The sequence below is a fragment of the Paraburkholderia dipogonis genome (assembly GCF_042680985.1).
Taxonomy (GTDB): domain Bacteria; phylum Pseudomonadota; class Gammaproteobacteria; order Burkholderiales; family Burkholderiaceae; genus Paraburkholderia; species Paraburkholderia phytofirmans.
The window spans coordinates 893,523-910,873 of sequence record NZ_JBHUFR010000006.1; the positions used below are offsets into that span (position 1 = coordinate 893,523).

At 64.6% G+C, this 17,351-nt stretch carries 16 protein-coding genes; 13 read left to right on the top strand and 3 right to left on the bottom strand.

The annotated features are described in order from the left end of the window. Positions 1 to 271 precede the first annotated feature (271 nt). The 3 genes from ACFSNN_RS08665 (at position 272) to ACFSNN_RS08675 (ending at position 2,100) form a co-directional block, all read left to right on the top strand. Positions 272 to 925 (top strand): hypothetical protein, encoded by a 654-nt coding sequence (locus tag ACFSNN_RS08665; RefSeq protein WP_134465350.1) that lies wholly within the window; start codon positions 272 to 274, stop codon positions 923 to 925. 113 nt (positions 926 to 1,038) lie between these two features. Beyond that, a complete protein-coding gene (locus ACFSNN_RS08670; protein ID WP_134465349.1) occupies positions 1,039 to 1,389 on the top strand; it encodes a hypothetical protein in 351 nt (116 codons plus the stop codon). 444 nt (positions 1,390 to 1,833) lie between these two features. Next, positions 1,834 to 2,100, top strand: a complete 267-nt coding sequence (locus tag ACFSNN_RS08675) for an RNA-binding protein (protein WP_134465348.1) — start codon at positions 1,834 to 1,836, stop codon at positions 2,098 to 2,100. A gap of 117 nt (positions 2,101 to 2,217) precedes the next feature. On the opposite strand, the gene nadE is transcribed toward ACFSNN_RS08675, so the two are convergent. Further along, positions 2,218 to 3,078, bottom strand: coding sequence for an ammonia-dependent NAD(+) synthetase (gene nadE / locus ACFSNN_RS08680; RefSeq protein ID WP_134465347.1), 861 nt, complete (start codon positions 3,076 to 3,078; stop codon positions 2,218 to 2,220). A gap of 245 nt (positions 3,079 to 3,323) precedes the next feature. Between nadE and ACFSNN_RS08685 the strand changes: the two genes are divergently transcribed. Beyond that, the gene (locus ACFSNN_RS08685; protein ID WP_134465346.1) at positions 3,324 to 4,394 is read left to right on the top strand and encodes a L,D-transpeptidase; all 1,071 of its coding nucleotides are present in this window, start codon (positions 3,324 to 3,326) and stop codon (positions 4,392 to 4,394) included. Positions 4,395 to 4,642: 248 nt separating this feature from the next. Here ACFSNN_RS08685 and ACFSNN_RS08690 read toward each other — a convergent pair whose 3' ends face one another. Then, the gene (locus ACFSNN_RS08690) at positions 4,643 to 5,515 is read right to left on the bottom strand and encodes a DMT family transporter (protein ID WP_134465345.1); all 873 of its coding nucleotides are present in this window, start codon (positions 5,513 to 5,515) and stop codon (positions 4,643 to 4,645) included. Positions 5,516 to 5,648: 133 nt separating this feature from the next. Continuing rightward, a complete protein-coding gene (locus tag ACFSNN_RS08695; RefSeq protein ID WP_134465344.1) occupies positions 5,649 to 7,208 on the bottom strand; it encodes an ABC1 kinase family protein in 1,560 nt (519 codons plus the stop codon). A 185-nt stretch (positions 7,209 to 7,393) separates the two neighbouring features. On the opposite strand from ACFSNN_RS08695, the gene ACFSNN_RS08700 reads away from it, so the two are divergent. The 9 genes from ACFSNN_RS08700 (at position 7,394) to ACFSNN_RS08740 (ending at position 17,157) form a co-directional block, all read left to right on the top strand. Further along, positions 7,394 to 8,149, top strand: coding sequence for a DeoR/GlpR family DNA-binding transcription regulator (locus ACFSNN_RS08700; RefSeq protein WP_012426666.1), 756 nt, complete (start codon positions 7,394 to 7,396; stop codon positions 8,147 to 8,149). Between the two features lie 721 nt (positions 8,150 to 8,870). Further along, a complete protein-coding gene (gene phnS, locus ACFSNN_RS08705) occupies positions 8,871 to 9,959 on the top strand; it encodes a 2-aminoethylphosphonate ABC transporter substrate-binding protein (RefSeq protein WP_134465343.1) in 1,089 nt (362 codons plus the stop codon). Positions 9,960 to 10,084: 125 nt separating this feature from the next. Next, on the top strand, positions 10,085 to 11,185 hold the full coding sequence (gene phnT / locus ACFSNN_RS08710) for a 2-aminoethylphosphonate ABC transport system ATP-binding subunit PhnT (protein ID WP_134465342.1): 1,101 nt from the start codon (positions 10,085 to 10,087) through the stop codon (positions 11,183 to 11,185). Further along, a complete protein-coding gene (locus ACFSNN_RS08715; protein WP_134465341.1) occupies positions 11,163 to 12,128 on the top strand; it encodes a 2-aminoethylphosphonate ABC transporter permease subunit in 966 nt (321 codons plus the stop codon). The genes phnT and ACFSNN_RS08715 overlap by 23 nt, the downstream gene beginning before the upstream one ends. Then, complete coding sequence (gene phnV / locus ACFSNN_RS08720; RefSeq protein ID WP_134465340.1) at positions 12,118 to 12,981, top strand: 2-aminoethylphosphonate ABC transport system, membrane component PhnV; 864 nt, start codon at positions 12,118 to 12,120, stop codon at positions 12,979 to 12,981. The genes ACFSNN_RS08715 and phnV overlap by 11 nt, the downstream gene beginning before the upstream one ends. A gap of 82 nt (positions 12,982 to 13,063) precedes the next feature. Next, positions 13,064 to 13,798 carry a phosphonate utilization associated transcriptional regulator gene (locus tag ACFSNN_RS08725; protein WP_134465339.1) on the top strand — a complete coding sequence of 245 codons (735 nt, stop codon included), beginning with the start codon at positions 13,064 to 13,066 and terminating at the stop codon, positions 13,796 to 13,798. A gap of 56 nt (positions 13,799 to 13,854) precedes the next feature. Next, positions 13,855 to 15,144, top strand: a complete 1,290-nt coding sequence (gene phnA, locus ACFSNN_RS08730; protein WP_134465338.1) for a phosphonoacetate hydrolase — start codon at positions 13,855 to 13,857, stop codon at positions 15,142 to 15,144. Then, positions 15,141 to 16,592, top strand: coding sequence for a phosphonoacetaldehyde dehydrogenase (phnY, locus tag ACFSNN_RS08735; RefSeq protein WP_134465337.1), 1,452 nt, complete (start codon positions 15,141 to 15,143; stop codon positions 16,590 to 16,592). The genes phnA and phnY overlap by 4 nt, the downstream gene beginning before the upstream one ends. Before the next feature lie 4 nt (positions 16,593 to 16,596). After that, the gene (locus ACFSNN_RS08740; RefSeq protein WP_134465336.1) at positions 16,597 to 17,157 is read left to right on the top strand and encodes a phosphonate degradation HD-domain oxygenase; all 561 of its coding nucleotides are present in this window, start codon (positions 16,597 to 16,599) and stop codon (positions 17,155 to 17,157) included. Positions 17,158 to 17,351: the final 194 nt, after the last annotated feature.

The following is a 17,351-nucleotide window of genomic DNA, read 5'->3' on the forward strand; positions in this document are numbered from 1 at the left end:
GACACATCGCATCGCATCGCATCGCGCCGCGTCGCAGACGCGGCGCGTGCGCGTGCGGGATGCCCTGGCATCGCGACGTCGGCGGGCAATCAGCCGCTTGGGACTGACGAAGCGTGACGGTAGCGCCGCCGGTTTCCTCAGCCTGCGAAATCCGCTAAACGCGGCCTATGCGCGCACCGCGCATAGACAGGCTTTTTACTTAACCATATTGAATGTGTTTTAATTAGTCTGCGAATTGAACTATTGCGTGCCGCTCCCGGTGCGCCGACGAATGAACGCAGGCATTGCAGACAGGCGTCGCGCCAGGTATTCCAGCGACGCGACCAGCAGTACGTACGACACGGCTTTGCCGGCGCTCGCGCGCCGGTGCGGCGTTACGCGTCCTCGCGGCAATATGCGGTTCGCGCTCGCGCTTGGTTTCGCCGCGCTGGTGATGCTACGCATGGGCGACGCTCGCGCGCACGACGCAGGCATGCTCGACCAACGCGTCACGCAGCAATCGGTCGGCGACACGATTTGCCGTCCTGGTTACGCGCACACAGTCGCGCCGCCGTTCGACGAACTGATGGCGCACAAAGACCGCATGCTTGCCGCGCGCGGCATCGACGCGGACAACGGCGCCACCTTCGCGCTCGACCGCCGCGTGCCGATCGTGCTCGGCGGCTCGCCTGACGCGCCCGCCAATCTCGATCTTTTGCCGTGGGCAGGCCACCAGGGCGAGCGCCGCAAGGCGCGCGCGGCGGTCATGCTCAAGCGCTGCGTTTGCGAAGGCAAACTGAGCCTCGCCGAAGCGCAAGCCGCGATTATCGGCAACTGGTCGGTGGTTTATTCGGGCTTCAGTCAAACGTCTTGCGACGTGAGCCGGCTCGACGTGGCGACCGGCGGCAACGACGGTCGCGGCGCCGGTCGCGACAGCCCGCCATGAAGCCGGCCGGCTTGTGTGCGGCGCCTGCTTCGTTCATGCGCATCCAGTAGCTATTCAGCCGCGCGGCTTGCAACTCGCAGGCCGCGGCCCCATCTAGTTTTCGGAGAACCATCATGATCCATTTACGTCTTGCCGCCATGGCGCTTTCTATCGGCTGCGTGTTCGGCAGCACTGCCGTGTTCGCTGCCGAGCCGGTGCATTGCGGCCAGGCCGACACGCTGAAGATTCGCGGCGACGTGCCCGCGGCTATCAGCTTCGACGTGTACCGCCAGTTGCGGCCGTTGAGCGCGCAACGTGTTGCGCTGTTCCAGTCGGCCGGCGAGGTGAAGCGCCTGCCTGATGGCCTGGCCGTATGCGAAGTCGCTGACGACGGCGTCGACGATCCGTCCGCAGTGCTGGTTCAGCTGCCGCAAGGCAGGAATGCGTGGTGGGTGAGCTCGGCGAACGTGCAAGCGGCGGACTGATCGCAGCAACCAGTCCGCCTTTTGCGCAGATCCCTCGCAGGATGCCGTGGCGATGCGTGTCGCGGCCCGGTTTTTGCGCTCAGCGTCCGCGTTGGATGCGTTTGCCGGGCCTGTAGCGGGAAATGAACAGCTGTTTTGCTATTTTTGGCGCCGCTTATTCAGGTACAGTGCATTGACGGCGAGATTCAAGTCCGTTTTTTTGGCGACACTGTGTTACATCGCTTTTACTGTCGATTGTGGCTATCCTGAGTACAGGACGAAACTCGCAGGGGAGAATCTAATGATCGCCTTCTATTTGTCATTGGCCGCTTTGGGCGCCGCCGGCGCTGCATTGATCCGCCAACTCGCTGCCCAGCAGGCAAAACAGCGTGCCGCATTGCGCCCCGTGCGCGTGCAGTCCGCGGATCGCGGCGCCGGCCGCAACGCGCGCAGAGGGTAGAGCGCATGAACCTGATCGTGCGCAACATCGCGGAATCGTGCAGCGAGCAGGAAGTGCGGGAGTTCCTCAAGCACGAACTTGGGCATTACGCGAAAAACATCGAGGTCGTCGACGCCGGCAAGCCCGGCGCGTACGCCACGGTCCAACTGGACGCCGAAGTGCCCTATGTCGGCGAAGTGATCGCGCGGCAGATTCACGGCAAACAGTTGGGCGGCCAGACGCTTGAAGCCAGCGCCGATCTGTTCACCGACGAACCGCCCGCGGCTCAGTAACCCAACACGTTCCAGTCACGCTGAATGCGTTGCGCGACAAGAGCGCACGCGAGCCGGCGTGCCGGCGCTGCATCGGCACGGCCCATTCGGCGCGTCTTCCGCACGCCCACCGCGTTCTCAATCTCCGCTTGTCTGCACCGGCCAATCGAATGGCGTGTACGGCAACGCGCGCTTGTGACGCGTGACGTCGTAGAAGCGCAAGATAGTCTCGCGCGCCGCGTCGCTCACGGGTTTGCGCTCCAGGAAATCGTCGATAGCGTCGTACGGAATGCCATAAGCGTCCTCGTCGGGTCGTTGCGGCCGCAACATTTCGAGGTCGGCGGTCGGCACCTTGTGCGCTAATGCTTCCGGCGCGCCCAGCGCTTTGGACACAGCGCGCACACGACGCTTGTTGAGCCCGGTGAGCGGCAATACATCGGCGCCGCCGTCGCCGAACTTCGTGAAGAAGCCCATCACCGATTCGGCCGCGTGATCCGTGCCGATGACCACCCCGGCCCGCGCACTGGCCACCGCGTATTGCGCGATCATGCGCTGCCGCGCCTTGATATTGCCGTGCACGAAGTCCTGTTGCGATTCGTCCTTGTAGAGCAAGCCGCTTTGCTCCAGCGCGACGTGCATGGCATCGGCCGCGGGTTTGATATCGATGGTGAGATTTTCGTCCGCGCGAATGAAACGCAATGCCTGCTGCGCGTCGGCTTCGTCTTTCTGTTCACCGTAAGGCAGGCGTATTGCGACGAAGTGCGCGTCGTAATGTTCGGCGCGCAATCGTTCGACCGCGAGTTGCGCGAGCCGCCCCGCAGTTGTCGAGTCGACGCCGCCGCTGATCCCGAGCACATACGTTTTCAGGCCGCTGCTACGCAGATAATTCGCGAGGAAAGCAACCCGGCGCTCGATTTCATATTCAGCATCGAACTCGGCGCTGATGTGCATTTCTTCAGAGATGCTTGCCTGGCGTGCGACTGGATCGTGTTGCGTCATGATTCCTCTTTGCTCCTTGCGCGCTCGCGCACATGTCGAACCGTAACCGGCCCGGGTTCAATTCACCTTCGCACCGCTTTGAATCCGCCGCGTTGACCTGCAAAGATGTCCAGTTATTACAGCGGTATCAATCATTCGCCGAATCTTCATCGACAGATCGCAATGTGCTTAGTAACATCTTCGTTCTGAGAGCGCCGCATGAGCCGGCGAGCAGTCAATAATAATCAGGTTTGCTCAAACACGCGATGAACCACACCAACCGGCCTGGCCAGCCTGTAACGGACCGTCTGCTTTTCGCGTCGGTCAATCGTCCACCCGACGTGTCGTGTATGTCGTATCGACCTTCCGTGCGGAGCACCGTGCGCGCATTGCCTTCTTTGCGCCGGTGGGCACGCGCGTTGAGCGCCGCATTCTGCATTGCGTCATGCGGCGCGGCGAGCGCAGCTTCGGCGCCCGTCGCGGTGTCGGCGCCAAAGCCAGTGAATCGTCCGGTGGCCGCCGTCAATGCGTCGGCTGTCGCCGCGCCCGATGCCGCCGGCGTAGTCGATCCGCGTCGCGCGTTCATGCTGCGGGAGGTGTTCGCGCAGAACGTCACGCGCACGCTGAAAGTGCCGGCAGCGGAGCAGCGAGCCTACGCCAACCGGCTGCAAGCCGTGCTCGGCGCGCACATGCTCGGCGATCTGTCGGGCGAGTATGTCGTGCTGGTCGATCGCAATGCGAGCGTGCAGGCGCTCTTCATCTATTTTCGCGCCGCGCCGGCCGACACCTGGCAGATGATCGGGGCGTCGCCGGTTTCGACCGGGCTACCGGGCGAGTACGACCACTTCATCACACCGCTCGGCGTATTCGAGCATACGCCGGCCAACATGGATTTCCGTTCGGAAGGCACGCAGAACGAAAACCATATTCGCGGCTACGGCAAGCGTGACATGCGGATTTTCGACCTCGGCTGGGCCCAGGGTGAGCGCGGCTGGGGCAAGGGCGGCGTGTCGCAGATGCGCTTCCAGATGCACGCCACCGACCCCGACCATCTCGAATCGCTGCTGGGCATGCGTCATTCGAAGGGTTGCGTGCGCATTCCCGCGTCGCTCAATTCGTTTATCGATCACTATGGCATTCTCGACGCCGAGTATGTCGCGCTCGTCGAATCGGGTAAATCGCTGTGGGTGTTGAAAAGCGATCGACAGGTGACGCCGTGGGCTGGGCGTTACATCGCCGTGGTGGATTCGGCGCGCAAGAGCCGCCCGGCGTGGGCGCCGGCGCCGGGCAGCAAGGCACGCGCCAAAGTGCCGGCTGGAGCGGACACGGCGGATTGATTCGTGGCGGGGGGCATCGCGACTGCGGCGTGCATCGCGACTGCGCTGTGCATCGCGACCGTGCCGCGCACAGCGACTGCGGCGTGCATCGCGACTGCGCTGTGCATCGCGACCGTGCCGCGCACAGCGACCGCGCCACGCACAGCGACCGCCGCGCACCGCGACTGTCCAGTGCACCACACCCGCGCCACGCATCGCGACAACGCCGCACACCACCCTCGCCTCACTCATAACCGAGCACGCAACCATCACGAGCGCGCCAGCACCACCCCCACCAACGCAACCGCAAACCCCACAATCTGCAGCGGCAGCAGCGTCTCGCCGAAGCCGACATAGCCTTCGAGCGCGGCAAGCGGCGGCGCGAGAAACATCAGCGCAGTCGCACGCGCCGCGTCGCCGCGTCTGACCATCCACACCAGCAAGGTCACGCTGACGCCGGAGAGCATCACGATTCCCCACGCGAGCGATCCCCACAGCGTGGCGGACGCAATCCAGCGATGTTCACCGAGCGCGAGCACGAGCACGCCCGCGACGAGCGCCGCGCCGAAGTTCTGCACCGCGCTCGCGCTGCGAATATCGGCCTTGGCAAGCGAAGTCTTCTGGAACAGCGTGCCCGCCGTAATCGCGCCGATCGCGGCGATCGAGATCAGCACGACCAGCCAGGTGGGCGCGCTGCCGTGCGGCGTCGGCGCCGTGGCCGCCGTCAGCTTCGGTTCGAGCACCAGCACGACGCCGGCGAGGCCGAGCGCCATGCCGGTCCAGCCGCGCCGCGACAACCGCTCGCCGAAGAGCGGCGCGGCGACCGCGGCCGTCGCGAGCGGTTGCAGCGCGCCGAGCAGAGCCATCACGCCGGCGCTCAAGCCTTGCGCGACGGCCCAGTAACCCGCGCCGAGATAGACACCTTGCAGCAGCGCACCCGCTACCAGGTGCTTACCGAAGTCGCGTCCGCGCGGCCACGCGGCGCGTGCAAACAGCGCAGCCAGCGCGAATATCAGCGCCGTGCCGCCGAAGCGGGCAAGCAGGAACAGATTGGGATCCGCGTACGGCGTGATCGCGCGGGCGACCACGAAACCGGTCGACCACAGCACGACGAAAACAGTGGCGATAAAGGAAGCGAACATCGGCAAGCGTTAAAAGAAAAGCCGCCATCTTGTCGGGAGACGCAACGCGCGTCTTGCTCGAAACTGCAATCGGCCAAACGCGTTGACAGAGTCGGAGTGTGGTTTGAACCGCGCACCGCCGCGCATCACCACCTCACCACATCAGCAGCACCGTCCCCGCGCCGAGCACGCCGCCGCACACCGCGCACGCCCACAGCAGCACACGCGTGCGCCGGTATTCGCGGCCGATCTCCGCCATCAGTTGCGCGTTCTGCTGCGGCGTGCGCGCGCGATCATGCTCGTGTTGCAGATAGCGAACCGCCAGTTGCGGCACGCGCGGCAGCATATGCGCGAGATGCGGCAACTCGCGTCCAATCCGTTTGAGCCAGCCGCGATGATCGACGTCGCGCCGCGCGATATCCGCCAGAACGCCGCGCGTGATATTCCACGTATCGACGCCCGGATGCAGCGCGCGCGCCAGCATTTCCGCTTGATGAAACGAGCGCTGCGCGGTCGCGAGCCGCCCTGGGACCGCGCCCTCGAACGGCTGCACCGCATGCAGCAGATGATGAAACAGCGAACCCGCCGAACGGTCTTCCGGCTCGGCGGCGAAATGCGCTTCGGCGCGCGTGCGCAACTCGGCTTCGAGCACCTCGGCGCGCGTGTCGTGCGGCACGTGTCCGGCATCGCGATGCATTTCGGCGAGCCGCCCGTAGTCCTGGTCGAACAGCGCGGTCGCACCGTGCACGAAGAACTCGCGCTCGCCGGTCGAGAGACTCGACATGATCGAAAATTCCGCCAGCACGAGACGCCCCAGCGTGTCCGGTTCGATGCTCACCCGTACGCGGCGCGCGTCGAGCGTGGCGTGAAAGAAGCCGTGCTCGAAGGCCTGCTCGGTCACCACTTCGACGATATGCGCGGCGAGCGGCGCGAGTTTGATGTGATGCGCGTGCAGGCCGGGCAGGTCGCTCGCCGGCAAGGTGCTGACGCGCTGCATGGTCAGCGTGTAGGCGGTGCAGAGATCCCAGATCACGTCCGGCACGACGATGCGCTTGTCGCCGTCGAAATGATGGCCGGTCTGGCTGAGATTGGCGGCTTCCGCGCGCAGATCGAAGCGGCGCAGGATGTCGTCCGTGAAGGTCTGCGCCAGCGTGCGCAATTGCAGGCGGCGCGCGGTGCCGGAGAGCTTCTCCAGCCAGCGCGCGACCCAGCGCAGCAGCGCGAGTTCGTCGCCGATCTGTTGCAACTGGTCGGCGCGCACCAGCTTGATCGCCACTTCGTGATGGCCGTTCACCGGCGCGAGCAGCCGCGCGAGATGCGTCTGTTCGGCGAAGCCGCCGCGCACCGGCACCAGATCCACCGCGCTGAACAGCGCGGCGAGCGGCCTGCCGAAAGCGCGCGCGAGCGCCTGTTCGGACTCGGGCGGCGGCAGCGGGGCTTCCAGATGATCGATCGCGTCGATGGCGTCGTGCAAGGTGCCGGTCGCGAGTTCGGGCCGTTCGGCCAGCGTTTGCGCGAACCGGCCCGCCAGTGGCCCGAGTGCCGGTAGCACGCCGCTCAGGCTTGTGCCGCTGCGCTCGGCCGTATGCAAGCGGCCGATCAGCTCGATCATCCAGTGCAGTTTGTGGTCTTGCGGCGCGGCAAGCCAGATCAGGCGCGCGCCGTAACGCAGCGCATGGAACAGCAACAGTAGACGGCGAAACAGTGGCGGCATCGGCAGTTCGGTTGACGGACCACGCGGCGTCCCACTCTATGAAGGGGCATTCGCGCACGGCCAGGGCGTTCAGGTTAGCAGGTAAGCGCGGCGAGGGGAGCATCGCGGCGCCACGCGTAATACAATACGCCGGCCTTCTCCAACCGTGGCGAAACCCAAGCGTGCCGGCTTCCGGCCTTTGATAGATGCTCGCAGAACAACGTCACCAATACATCCTGGCGCAAGTCGCCAAAACCGGCGCGCTCTCGGTCGCGGAGCTGGTGCGCGAACTCAACGTGTCGCGCGAGACCATTCGCCGAGACCTGAACGCGCTGGCCGGGCGCGGGCTGCTGGTCACGACTCACGGCGGCGCGCTGTCGAGCGACCGGCGCGAGCCCGACCTCGATACACGCGAAGCCGCCAATGCCGGCGCGAAGCGCGCCATCGGCGAGCGCGCGGCGGAGTTCGTGCCGGACGGCGCGTCCCTGATCATCGATTCGGGCAGCACCACGCAGGCGGTGGCGCGGGCGTTGCTCGACCGGCACCGTTTGTCCGTGTACACGAACGACTGGCGGATCGCGCTGCTGCTCGGCCGCCGCAACGACAACCGCATCACGCTGCTGGGCGGCGAGTTGTCCGACATAGAAGACGCCACCTTCGGGCTCGATACCGTCCATCAACTGACGCAGTATCACGCGGACTTCGCGTTCATCGGCGCGGGCGGGATTTCGCCGGACGGCTATCTGACCGACTACAGCCGGATGGCCGCCGAGGTGCGCAGCCGCATGATCGCCGCGGCGGACATGGTGGTGGTGGTCGCCGATCACTCGAAGTTCGGCCGTGTGACGCCGGTGCGCATCAACGGTATCGAGTCGACACGTTATCTGGTGACGGAACTCGCGCCCGAGCGCGCGCTCGGCAAGGCGATCGCGGCGCATGGCCCGGAAATCCTGATCGCCTGAGCGCCGCTCAGTGACTGCCTGTCGGGGCAGAGTGCGCCATTCACCTGCATCGAACGCCGAGCCGCCTGAAGGTGCGGCCGATCCGCGGCTCGCGCTGTGCGAACTGTCACCTCGATCGCGCCGATGCTACATAGGCGCCGCGTTTGCACTATCCCCATCCGCTGCAATATTCCGCTTGGCCGGGCACAATACGCGCCGTCGATCGGAACCAGTCCCTAGGTGTGGCGCTGTCGCGAAGCGTTACGCATACATCGTCATTTTCGCCATGTAGGATCGCGATGAGTCGGCACACAGACTGTGAGGCGATGGCAGCACCGGTCGGTTCCAGCCACCGCGCGAGCCTTCGTTGCTATCTGAATGAACGAGCGCCGCCCATGCCGCGCGATCCAGAGCGATTTGGATATTATTGGCGAATTGTGTCATTTTTTGGAAATCGGCAGAATCGTCATGGCGTTGTCATGGAAACCTGTGATCCTTGCTGTGCCCATTCAGGCATGGCCGGCGGCGCGAGTGTCGTAGCGGGGCTGTGAGTCAGGTTGGAAAGAAGCGACAAGAAGGCAGCAAAGTTGTTGGCAATCTGCAATCCGCATGAATCTGCGCGACAGCTTGATGCGGGCAACACGCAAGCGGCGCGGCGCTACCGCCGCTCAGTCACAATTCAATCACAACAGGTATCGGGATCTCCCGACCGTCTGGTTTTTTGCCTTTCGGAGAAAGCGACATGACAAAGACGAATTCCCTTCACGCCACGATCGGCCTCGCGCGCAAACTGCTGCCGGCGCTGGTCGCCGCGGCAGCATTCGGCGCCACGGCCATGCAGGCGCACGCAGCCGACGCCGTGGTGCTGTACACCGCCGACGGTCTCGAGAACCTCTACAAGGACGTGCTGCCCGCCTTCGAAAAGAAGGAAGGCGTGAAGGTCAACATCGTCACGGCGGGTAGCGGCGAAGTGGTGAACCGCGCCACCATCGAAAAGGATCAGCCGAAGGCCGACGTGCTCGTCACGCTGCCGCCGTTCATCCAGCAAGCCGACCAGAGCGGCCTGCTGCAGGCTTATCAGAGCGCCAACTACAAGAACGTGCCGGCGATCGCCAAGGCGTCGAACGGTGCATGGGCGACCTTCGTGAACAACTACTTCTCGTTCGCGATCAACCCGGAAGTCACCAAGACCCAGCCGAAGACCTTCGCCGACCTGCTGCACCCGGACTTCAGCGGCAAGATCGCCTACTCGAACCCGGCCACGGCCGGCGACGGCATGGCGGTGATCATCCTGACCTCGTCGCTGATGGGCGAGGACAAGGCGTTCGACTATCTGAAGAAGCTCGAAAACAGCGCCAAGTTCCACACCAAGGGCACGGGCTACCTCGACGTGCTGCTCTCGCGTAACGAAATCGCGGTCGCCAACGGCGACCTGCAAATGGATCTGGACGACGCTGCCAACGGCGGCCTGTCGCTCAAGCCGATCTTCCTCTCGCATGAAGGCGGCCAGCCGACCACGTTCCAGTTGCCGTACGCCATCGGCCTGATCAAGAACGGTCCGAACCAGGCGGAAGGCAAGAAGCTGATCGACTACCTGATGTCGACGGAAGTGCAGGCTAAGGTGCCGGACATCTTCGGCATTCCGGGCCGCACCGACGTGCCGCTCACCGGCAAGAACGGCGAAGCCGTCAAGAAGGCCATCGCGGGCGTGAAGCTGATTCCGGTGGACTGGAATCAGGTCATGGCGAAGAAGGCCGACTGGACCGCGCGCTGGAAGAACGACGTGATCGGTTCGTCGGGCAAGCAGATCGAAGTGGTCAAGCCGAAGTAAGCCGTCGTTCGTCGCGTGATCGACGTCACCGGGTCATCAGGCCGCGTGACGTCGCGGAATCAGGCGGCGCCCACGGCGAAACCGGGGCGCCGCGTCAGCATTAATCCAGTTGGAGGATAAACCCGGTGAATACCGCCAGTCTTGCTCAACCCGGCGCGCTCGGCGCCGCACCGGACGCGCTCGACGCCGCGCGCTCGACTACGCCGGGCGGCGTGCAGATCGATCATCTGACGGTGCGCTTCGGTTCGCGCACGGTGCTCGACGATCTGTCGTTGACGATCCAGCGCGGCGAATTGCTCACCGTGCTCGGCCGCAGCGGTTGCGGCAAGACGACGTTGTTGCGTTTCATCGCCGGGTTTATCGAAGCGGACGGACTGGCCGGCACGCTGACCGTGGCTGGTCACGATCTCACGCACGTGCCGCCGCACAAGCGCAATCTCGGTCTGCTGTTCCAGAGCTATGCGCTGTTTCCCCATCTGTCGGTGTTCGAGAACGTGGCGTTCGGATTGCGCGCGCGTCGCACGCAGTCCAGAGATGTCGCACGGCGCGTCGCCGACGCGCTGAAGCTGGTGCAACTCGGCGACGCCGGCCACGTGATGCCCGCGCAATTGTCGGGCGGCATGCAGCAGCGCGTGGCGCTCGCGCGTGCGCTCGTGATCGAGCCCGATGTGCTGCTGCTCGACGAACCGCTTTCCGCACTCGACGCCAATCTGCGCGCGTCGGTGCGTTCCGAACTCAAGGCGCTGCATGAGCGCCTGCCGAATCTGACGATCGTCTGCGTGACGCACGATCAGGACGACGCGCTGGTGTTGTCCGACCGCACGCTGTTGATGCGCGAAGGCCGCATCGCCCAACTCGGCACGCCGCAGCAGCTGTACGACGCGCCGGCTGACGGCTTCGTCGCGCGCTATCTGGGCGCGGCCAATCTGCTGCCGCCCCAGGTCGCTTTCAGCATGGACGACCCCCGCTACAACGAGCGCGATCGCGTGGCCTGTCTGCGTCCGGAGGCGCTGCGTGTCGTGCCGCTCGGCGAAGGGCAGTTGCACGGCGCGATCACCTCGGTCGAATGGTACGGCGCGGTTTTGTCGGTCTCCGTCGCGCTGGACGCCATGCCGAATGAGGCGGTGCTCGTCACCATGCAGCGCGGCCACGGCATGATGCCGGAGAAGGGCGCGCGTATTTCCCTGCGTTACGAGGCTGACGATGTCGTCCTTATCCACCCCTGATACGCCGAACCCGCTCGGCTCCGCCGCCGCCGATGCCGCCGATGCCGCCGCCGACGTGCGCCGCAGCGCCAGCGCCGCTTCGCATACGGCCGCGGTAAAGCGCCGCGAACGCGCCGGGCAATGGCATCTGCTGTTCATCCTGGTGGTAGTGCTCGGGCCGCTGGTCGTCTACCCGCTCGTGCGTCTCGTGCTGCTGAGCCTGACCGGTCCGCATGGCTTGAGCCTGCATGCTTATTCGGCCTTCTTCAGTAACCCGGAAACGAGCGGCGTGATCGGCACGACGTTGTGGATCCTGTTCGCCAGCGCCGGGCTCGCGTCGCTGCTCGGCGTCGCGCTGGCGTCGATCCTGTTCTTCAAGCCGTTTCCCGGCGCGCGGATGATCACGCGCTTTCTCGAACTGTTCGTGGCGTTCCCGTCGTTTCTGGTCGCTTTCACGCTGATCTTTCTATACGGCTCGCAAGGCTCCGTCAGCATCGGCTTGCAGCGGCTCTTTCATCTGCAGACGCCGCCGCTCGATTTCCTGTTCGGCGTGGGCGGCGTGATTCTCGCTGAAGTCGTGTTCTACGCGCCGTTCGTCGTGCGTCCCACGCTCGCTTCGTTCGCCACGCTCGACATGCGTCTGATCGAAGCCGCCCGCAGCCTCGGCGCGAGCGGCTGGATGGTCGCGTTCAAGGTGATCCTGCCGCTCGCGTGGCCGGGCATCGCCGCCGGCACGATCCTGTGTTTTCTGCTGACGCTCAACGAGTTCGGCATTCTGCTCGTGCTCGGCAGCGCCCATCTGATCACGCTGCCGGTGGCGATCTACAGTTCCGCCACCGTCGATCTCGATCTGCCGACCGCCGCCGCCGGCGCGGTCGTGATGCTGATCATGTCTTTGTCGCTGTACGCGTTGTACCGTCAGGTCAACCGTCGCAAGGTGAAAGGAGCGGGCCATGGCCGTTGAACTCGACCCGACCGTTTTGCCGGTCATGCACAAGAAAGCGCGGCCGGTGCGCCGCAGCCTGGCGGTGCGCATGCTCGGCGGCCTGTTTCTCGGCTTTGCCGCGTTGCTGTGCTTCTGGCTGTTCGTGTTGCCGGTGCTGGTGGTTGCACTGTCGAGCGTGGCCGCGCACTGGTCCGGCACGATCCTGCCTGACGGCTTCAGCATGCGCTGGTTCGAGCGCCTCGGTTCGAGCGACTTCGACGCGCTCACCACCAGCCTCGAAATCGGCATGGGCGTCGCGGTGCTCGGCACGATTCTCGGCCTGTGGCTCGCGCTGGCGCTCGAAGGGCGCGACCGCCGTGGCCTCGGCGCGATCGTCGACACCATCGCGATGATGCCCAACGGCGTGCCGAGCGTGGTGCTCGGACTCGCGGTGCTGATCGCGTATCACAAGCGGCCGTTCGATCTGTCGAGCTCGGCGGCGATCGTCGTGTTCGTGCAGTTGGCGCTGGTGCTGCCGTTCTGCTACCGCTGCGCCGCCGCCGCGTTGCGCCCGGAGCTCACGATCTTGCGTGAAGCTGCGGCAAGCCTCGGTGCGCCGCCTTCGATGGTGCTGCGCCGCGTCGTGCTGCCGCAACTGGTGCCGGCGATCCGCGCGAGTCTTGCGCTCGGCTTCGCGCTCTCGCTCGGAGAACTCGGCGCCACGCTGACCGTGTATCCGCCTGGATTCGCCACGGTGCCGATCGTGGTCGTCGGTCAGGTCGAGCGCGGTTATTACCTGCCGGCCTCCGCGCTGTCGCTGATTCTTCTGCTGGTCTCGCTGGCCGCGCTGCTGTTGATCGCGGCGCGCGTGCCGCGCCGTCGGGTCGACTGACGCCTGAACCCTGATCGTTGTGCTTGCGTGCCATGACGGCGCGCAAGCTCATACACATATCGATGTGGCGAAATTTGTCAAAATGACCGAATATATGCAAACTGCTTCTGTCGATCCGATTGAGGTTGTGCGCAGGCATTCGCTCACGACGCTGGTTCGCGACGAAATCGAACGGCACATCATCGAGGGGGCGCTCGCGCCCGGGGATAAGCTCAACGAAGCCGACTGGGCCACGCGTCTGCAGGTGTCGCGCGGTCCGGTGCGCGAGGCGTTTCGCGCGCTGGAGCAGGCCGGCCTCGTGCGTACCGAAAAGAATCGCGGCGTGTTCGTGCGGACGGTGTCGCTGGCGGAAGCGGATGAGATTTACGCGGTGCGCGCCGTGCTCGAAGAGGCGGCGTGCCGCATGCTGGCGGCGAGCATCGATGCCCGCAAGCTCGCGGTGTTGCGTGACTGGCTCGACGCGATGCGCGCGGCGCTCGACGGCGAGGATCACGATGCGTATGCGCGCGCGAATGTGGCGTTTCACGATGCGTTGGTGGCGGCGTCGGGCAATTCGAAACTGTATGAAACGTACCGGCGGCTGGTGTGCGAATTGAGTCTGTTTCGACGTGCCGCGCTGGTGGTGCATGCCGATGCAATGGAGCGCTCGCTCGCCGAGCATCGCGCGATCCTGAAGGCGCTGGCTTCGCGCGACGCCGAGCATGCCGCGGCGCTGATGCATGCGCATGTGAACGGCGGCTTGCAGCGCGCTCACGCGGCGTGCGAAACGGCGGGTCCGTTGAACGTGGTGCGGATGCCGGCGGCATCGAATGATTGAGATGGTTGCAGCGAACTGACTACAACGCGCGTGCCCGGCACGCATGGAAGGTAACGATGGCAAATACGAGCACAGGCACGAGCACAAGCGAACGCACGATCGAAGTCAACGGCCGCGGCTACCGGCTGCCCTCGCAGCCGACGGTGGTGGTGTGCGTCGACGGCTGCGAATTCGATTATCTCGAAGCGGCGGTCGCAGCGGGCGTCGCGCCGTTCATCGGCAAGATGCTCAAGGGCGGCGGCGCCTTCAAAGGCGACTGCGTGATTCCGTCGTTCACCAACCCGAACAATCTGTCGATCGTGTGCGGCGTGCCGCCTTCGGTGCACGGCATCTGCGGCAACTACTTCTGGGACCCGGACGCGAACGGCGGCGAAGGCGCGGAAGTGATGATGAACGACCCAGCTTATCTGCGCGCGGGCACCTTGCTCGCCGCTGCCGCCGAAGCCGGCGCGGCGGTCGCCGTGGTCACCGCGAAAGACAAATTGCGCCGGCTGCTCGGCTGGCAGTTGAAGGGCATCTGCTTCTCGGCGGAAAAAGCCGACAAGGTGACGTTCGAGGAAAACGGCATCGGCGAAGTACTGGATCTGGTTGGCATGCCGGTACCCGATGTGTATAGCGCCGGGCTGTCCGAATTCGTATTTGCAGCCGGTGTGCGGCTCGCGCAAACGCGCAAGCTCGACCTGATGTATCTGTCCACCACCGACTACATCCAGCACAAATGGGCGCCGGGCACCGAGGGCGCGAACGCCTTCTACGCGATGATGGACGGCTACCTCGCGAAGCTCGACGCGCTCGGCTGGGTGATCGGCCTGACCGCCGATCACGGCATGAACGCCAAGCACGATCCGCAGACCGGCGAGCCGAACGTGATCTATCTGCAAGACGTGCTCGACGACTGGCTCGGCGCCGGCCGTGCGCGCGTCATTCTGCCGATCACGGATCCGTATGTGGTGCATCACGGCGCGCTCGGCTCGTTCGCGACGATTTATCTGCCGCGCGATGTCAGCGTCGCGCAGGTGATCGAGCGGATCGGCGGCTTGCAGGGGATCGATACCGTGCTCGACAACGCGGCGGCCTGCGAGCGCTTCGAACTGCCGAACGACCGCGTTGGCGATATCGTCGTGGTCAGCACTAAGCATGTCGTGCTCGGCACGCGGCGCGCCGAACATGATCTGTCCGGGCTGACGGTGCCGTTGCGCTCGCATGGCGGGATTTCCGAGCAGGAAGTGCCGCTGCTGTTCAACCGGCGTGTCGAAGCGTTGCCGTCCAGCGGTGGTGAAAGCGGCAAGAGACTGCGCAACTTCGATATCTTCGACATCGCCTTGAATCGCGTGTCGTCATCATGAACACCGTGCTGCGGGACCATCCGGCTTTTCGGGCGGAAGCGCTGCGGCTCAAAGGCGAGCGCGTGACGCGCTCGCGCACGCTCGACGTGTCCGATCCTTATACGGGAACGCGCGTGGGCACGGTCCCGCTGGCGAGCGTCGACGACGTGCGCGCCGCGTTCGAATACGCCGCGGCCTATGAAGCGAAACTCACGCGTTACGAACGCTCGCAGATTCTGGAGCGCGCGGCTTCGCTCATGCGCGAGCGGACCGAAGAGGCGTCGGATCTGATTTCGCTCGAGTCCGGGTTGTCGAAACAGGACTCGCGCTATGAAATCGGCCGCGTCGCCGACGTGTTGAAGTTTGCATCGATCGAAGCGTTGCGCGACGACGGCCAGAGCTTTTCCTGCGATCTGACGCCGCATGGCAAGAAGCGGCGCGTGTTTTCGCAGCGCGAACCGCTGGCGGGTGTGATCGTCGCGATCACGCCGTTCAATCATCCAATGAACCAGGTCGCGCACAAGATCGCGCCGGCCATCGCGACGAACAATCGCGTCGTGCTGAAGCCGTCGGAAAAGGTGCCGCTGTCGGCGCTTTATTTCGCCGATGTCCTGTACGAAGCCGGCCTGCCAGCACCGATGCTGCAGGTGCTGACCGGCGATCCGCGCGAAATCGCCGACGAACTGATCACGCATCCGTTGGCGGAACTCGTCACGTTCACGGGCGGCGTGGCGATCGGCAAATACATTGCGGGCAAGGCGGCATACCGGCGCGTGGTGCTGGAACTGGGCGGCAACGATCCGCTGATCGTGCTCGACGACGCCGACCTCGAACGCGCGGCGACGCTCGCCGTGCAAGGCTCGTACAAGAACTCCGGGCAGCGCTGCACCGCGGTCAAGCGGATGCTGGTGCAGAAAAGCGTGGCGGCGGACTTCGCCGATCTGGTCGTCGAGAAGACGCGCGCCTGGTCTTTCGGCGATCCGTTCGATGCTTCGAATCAGATGGGCACCGTGATCGATGTCGCCGCGGCGCAGCTTTTCGAGGCGCGCGTGAATGAGGCGGTGGCGAGCGGGGCGCGTCTGCGGATTGGCAATCAGCGCAAAGGCGCGTTGTATGCGCCGACGGTGCTGGACGGCGTCGATCCGTCGATGGCATTGGTGCGCGAAGAGACCTTCGGGCCGGTGTCGCCGATCATCGCCTTCGACACCATCGACGACGCGATTCGCATTAGCAATGGGACGGCGTTCGGGCTGTCGTCGGGTGTGTGCACGAACCGGCAGGATGCGATCACGCGTTTCATTAACGAATTGCGCGTGGGGACGGTCAACGTGTGGGAAGTGCCCGGCTATCGGATCGAGCTGACGCCGTTCGGCGGCATCAAGGACTCCGGGCTCGGCTATAAGGAAGGCGTTCAGGAAGCCATGAAGAGCTTCACCAATTTGAAGACCTTTTCATTACCGTGGGAGTAAGCGCGTGGCATTGAATGTGAAGGATATTCGTTCCCTGTTCGAACAATACGGCCAGTTGGCTTACAGCGGCGAGCCGGTGACGCAACTAGAGCATGCGTTGCAGAGCGGCTTGCTGGCGGAAGAGGCCGGCGCCGACGAGGAACTGGTTGCCGCGGCGTTTCTGCACGACCTCGGCCACCTGCTCAATCTGCAGGGCGAGACGCCGACTGAGCGGGGCATCGACGATCTGCATCAGTATTTCGCGTTGCCGTTCTTGCGGCCGGTTTTGTCGAGCGCGGTGTTGGAGCCGATCCGTTTGCACGTCGACGCCAAGCGCTGCCTGTGCGCCATCGACGACACGTATTTCGGTCAGCTTTCCGCCGATTCGGTGCGCAGCCTGGAATTGCAGGGTGGCATTTTCAGCAAGGAGGAGGCTGAGGCGTTCTTGCAAAAACCCTACGCGGAAGACGCATTGCGTCTGCGTAGATGGGACGATCTTGCCAAGGAAGAGAATCGTGCTACGCCGGATCTCGATCACTATTTAGGTGTCGTCGAGCGGGTGATGCTTAAGCACTCGGCTGTGTGATTGTGCTTTTGAGGCTGTTAGTGGAATGCGGGTTTTCGGTTCTTTTTGCCCTTGCTGGGTGTCCGGTTTTGTCGTCGTCCTTGCGCCGTTTCCGGCGCAATCCATGCCTATCAAAATAACGCTTGCAAGGCGGGGTGCGGGTCGCTAGAATCTCGCTCTTTCGTGCTTCGGACAACGGGGCGCGGGAGGCGGGA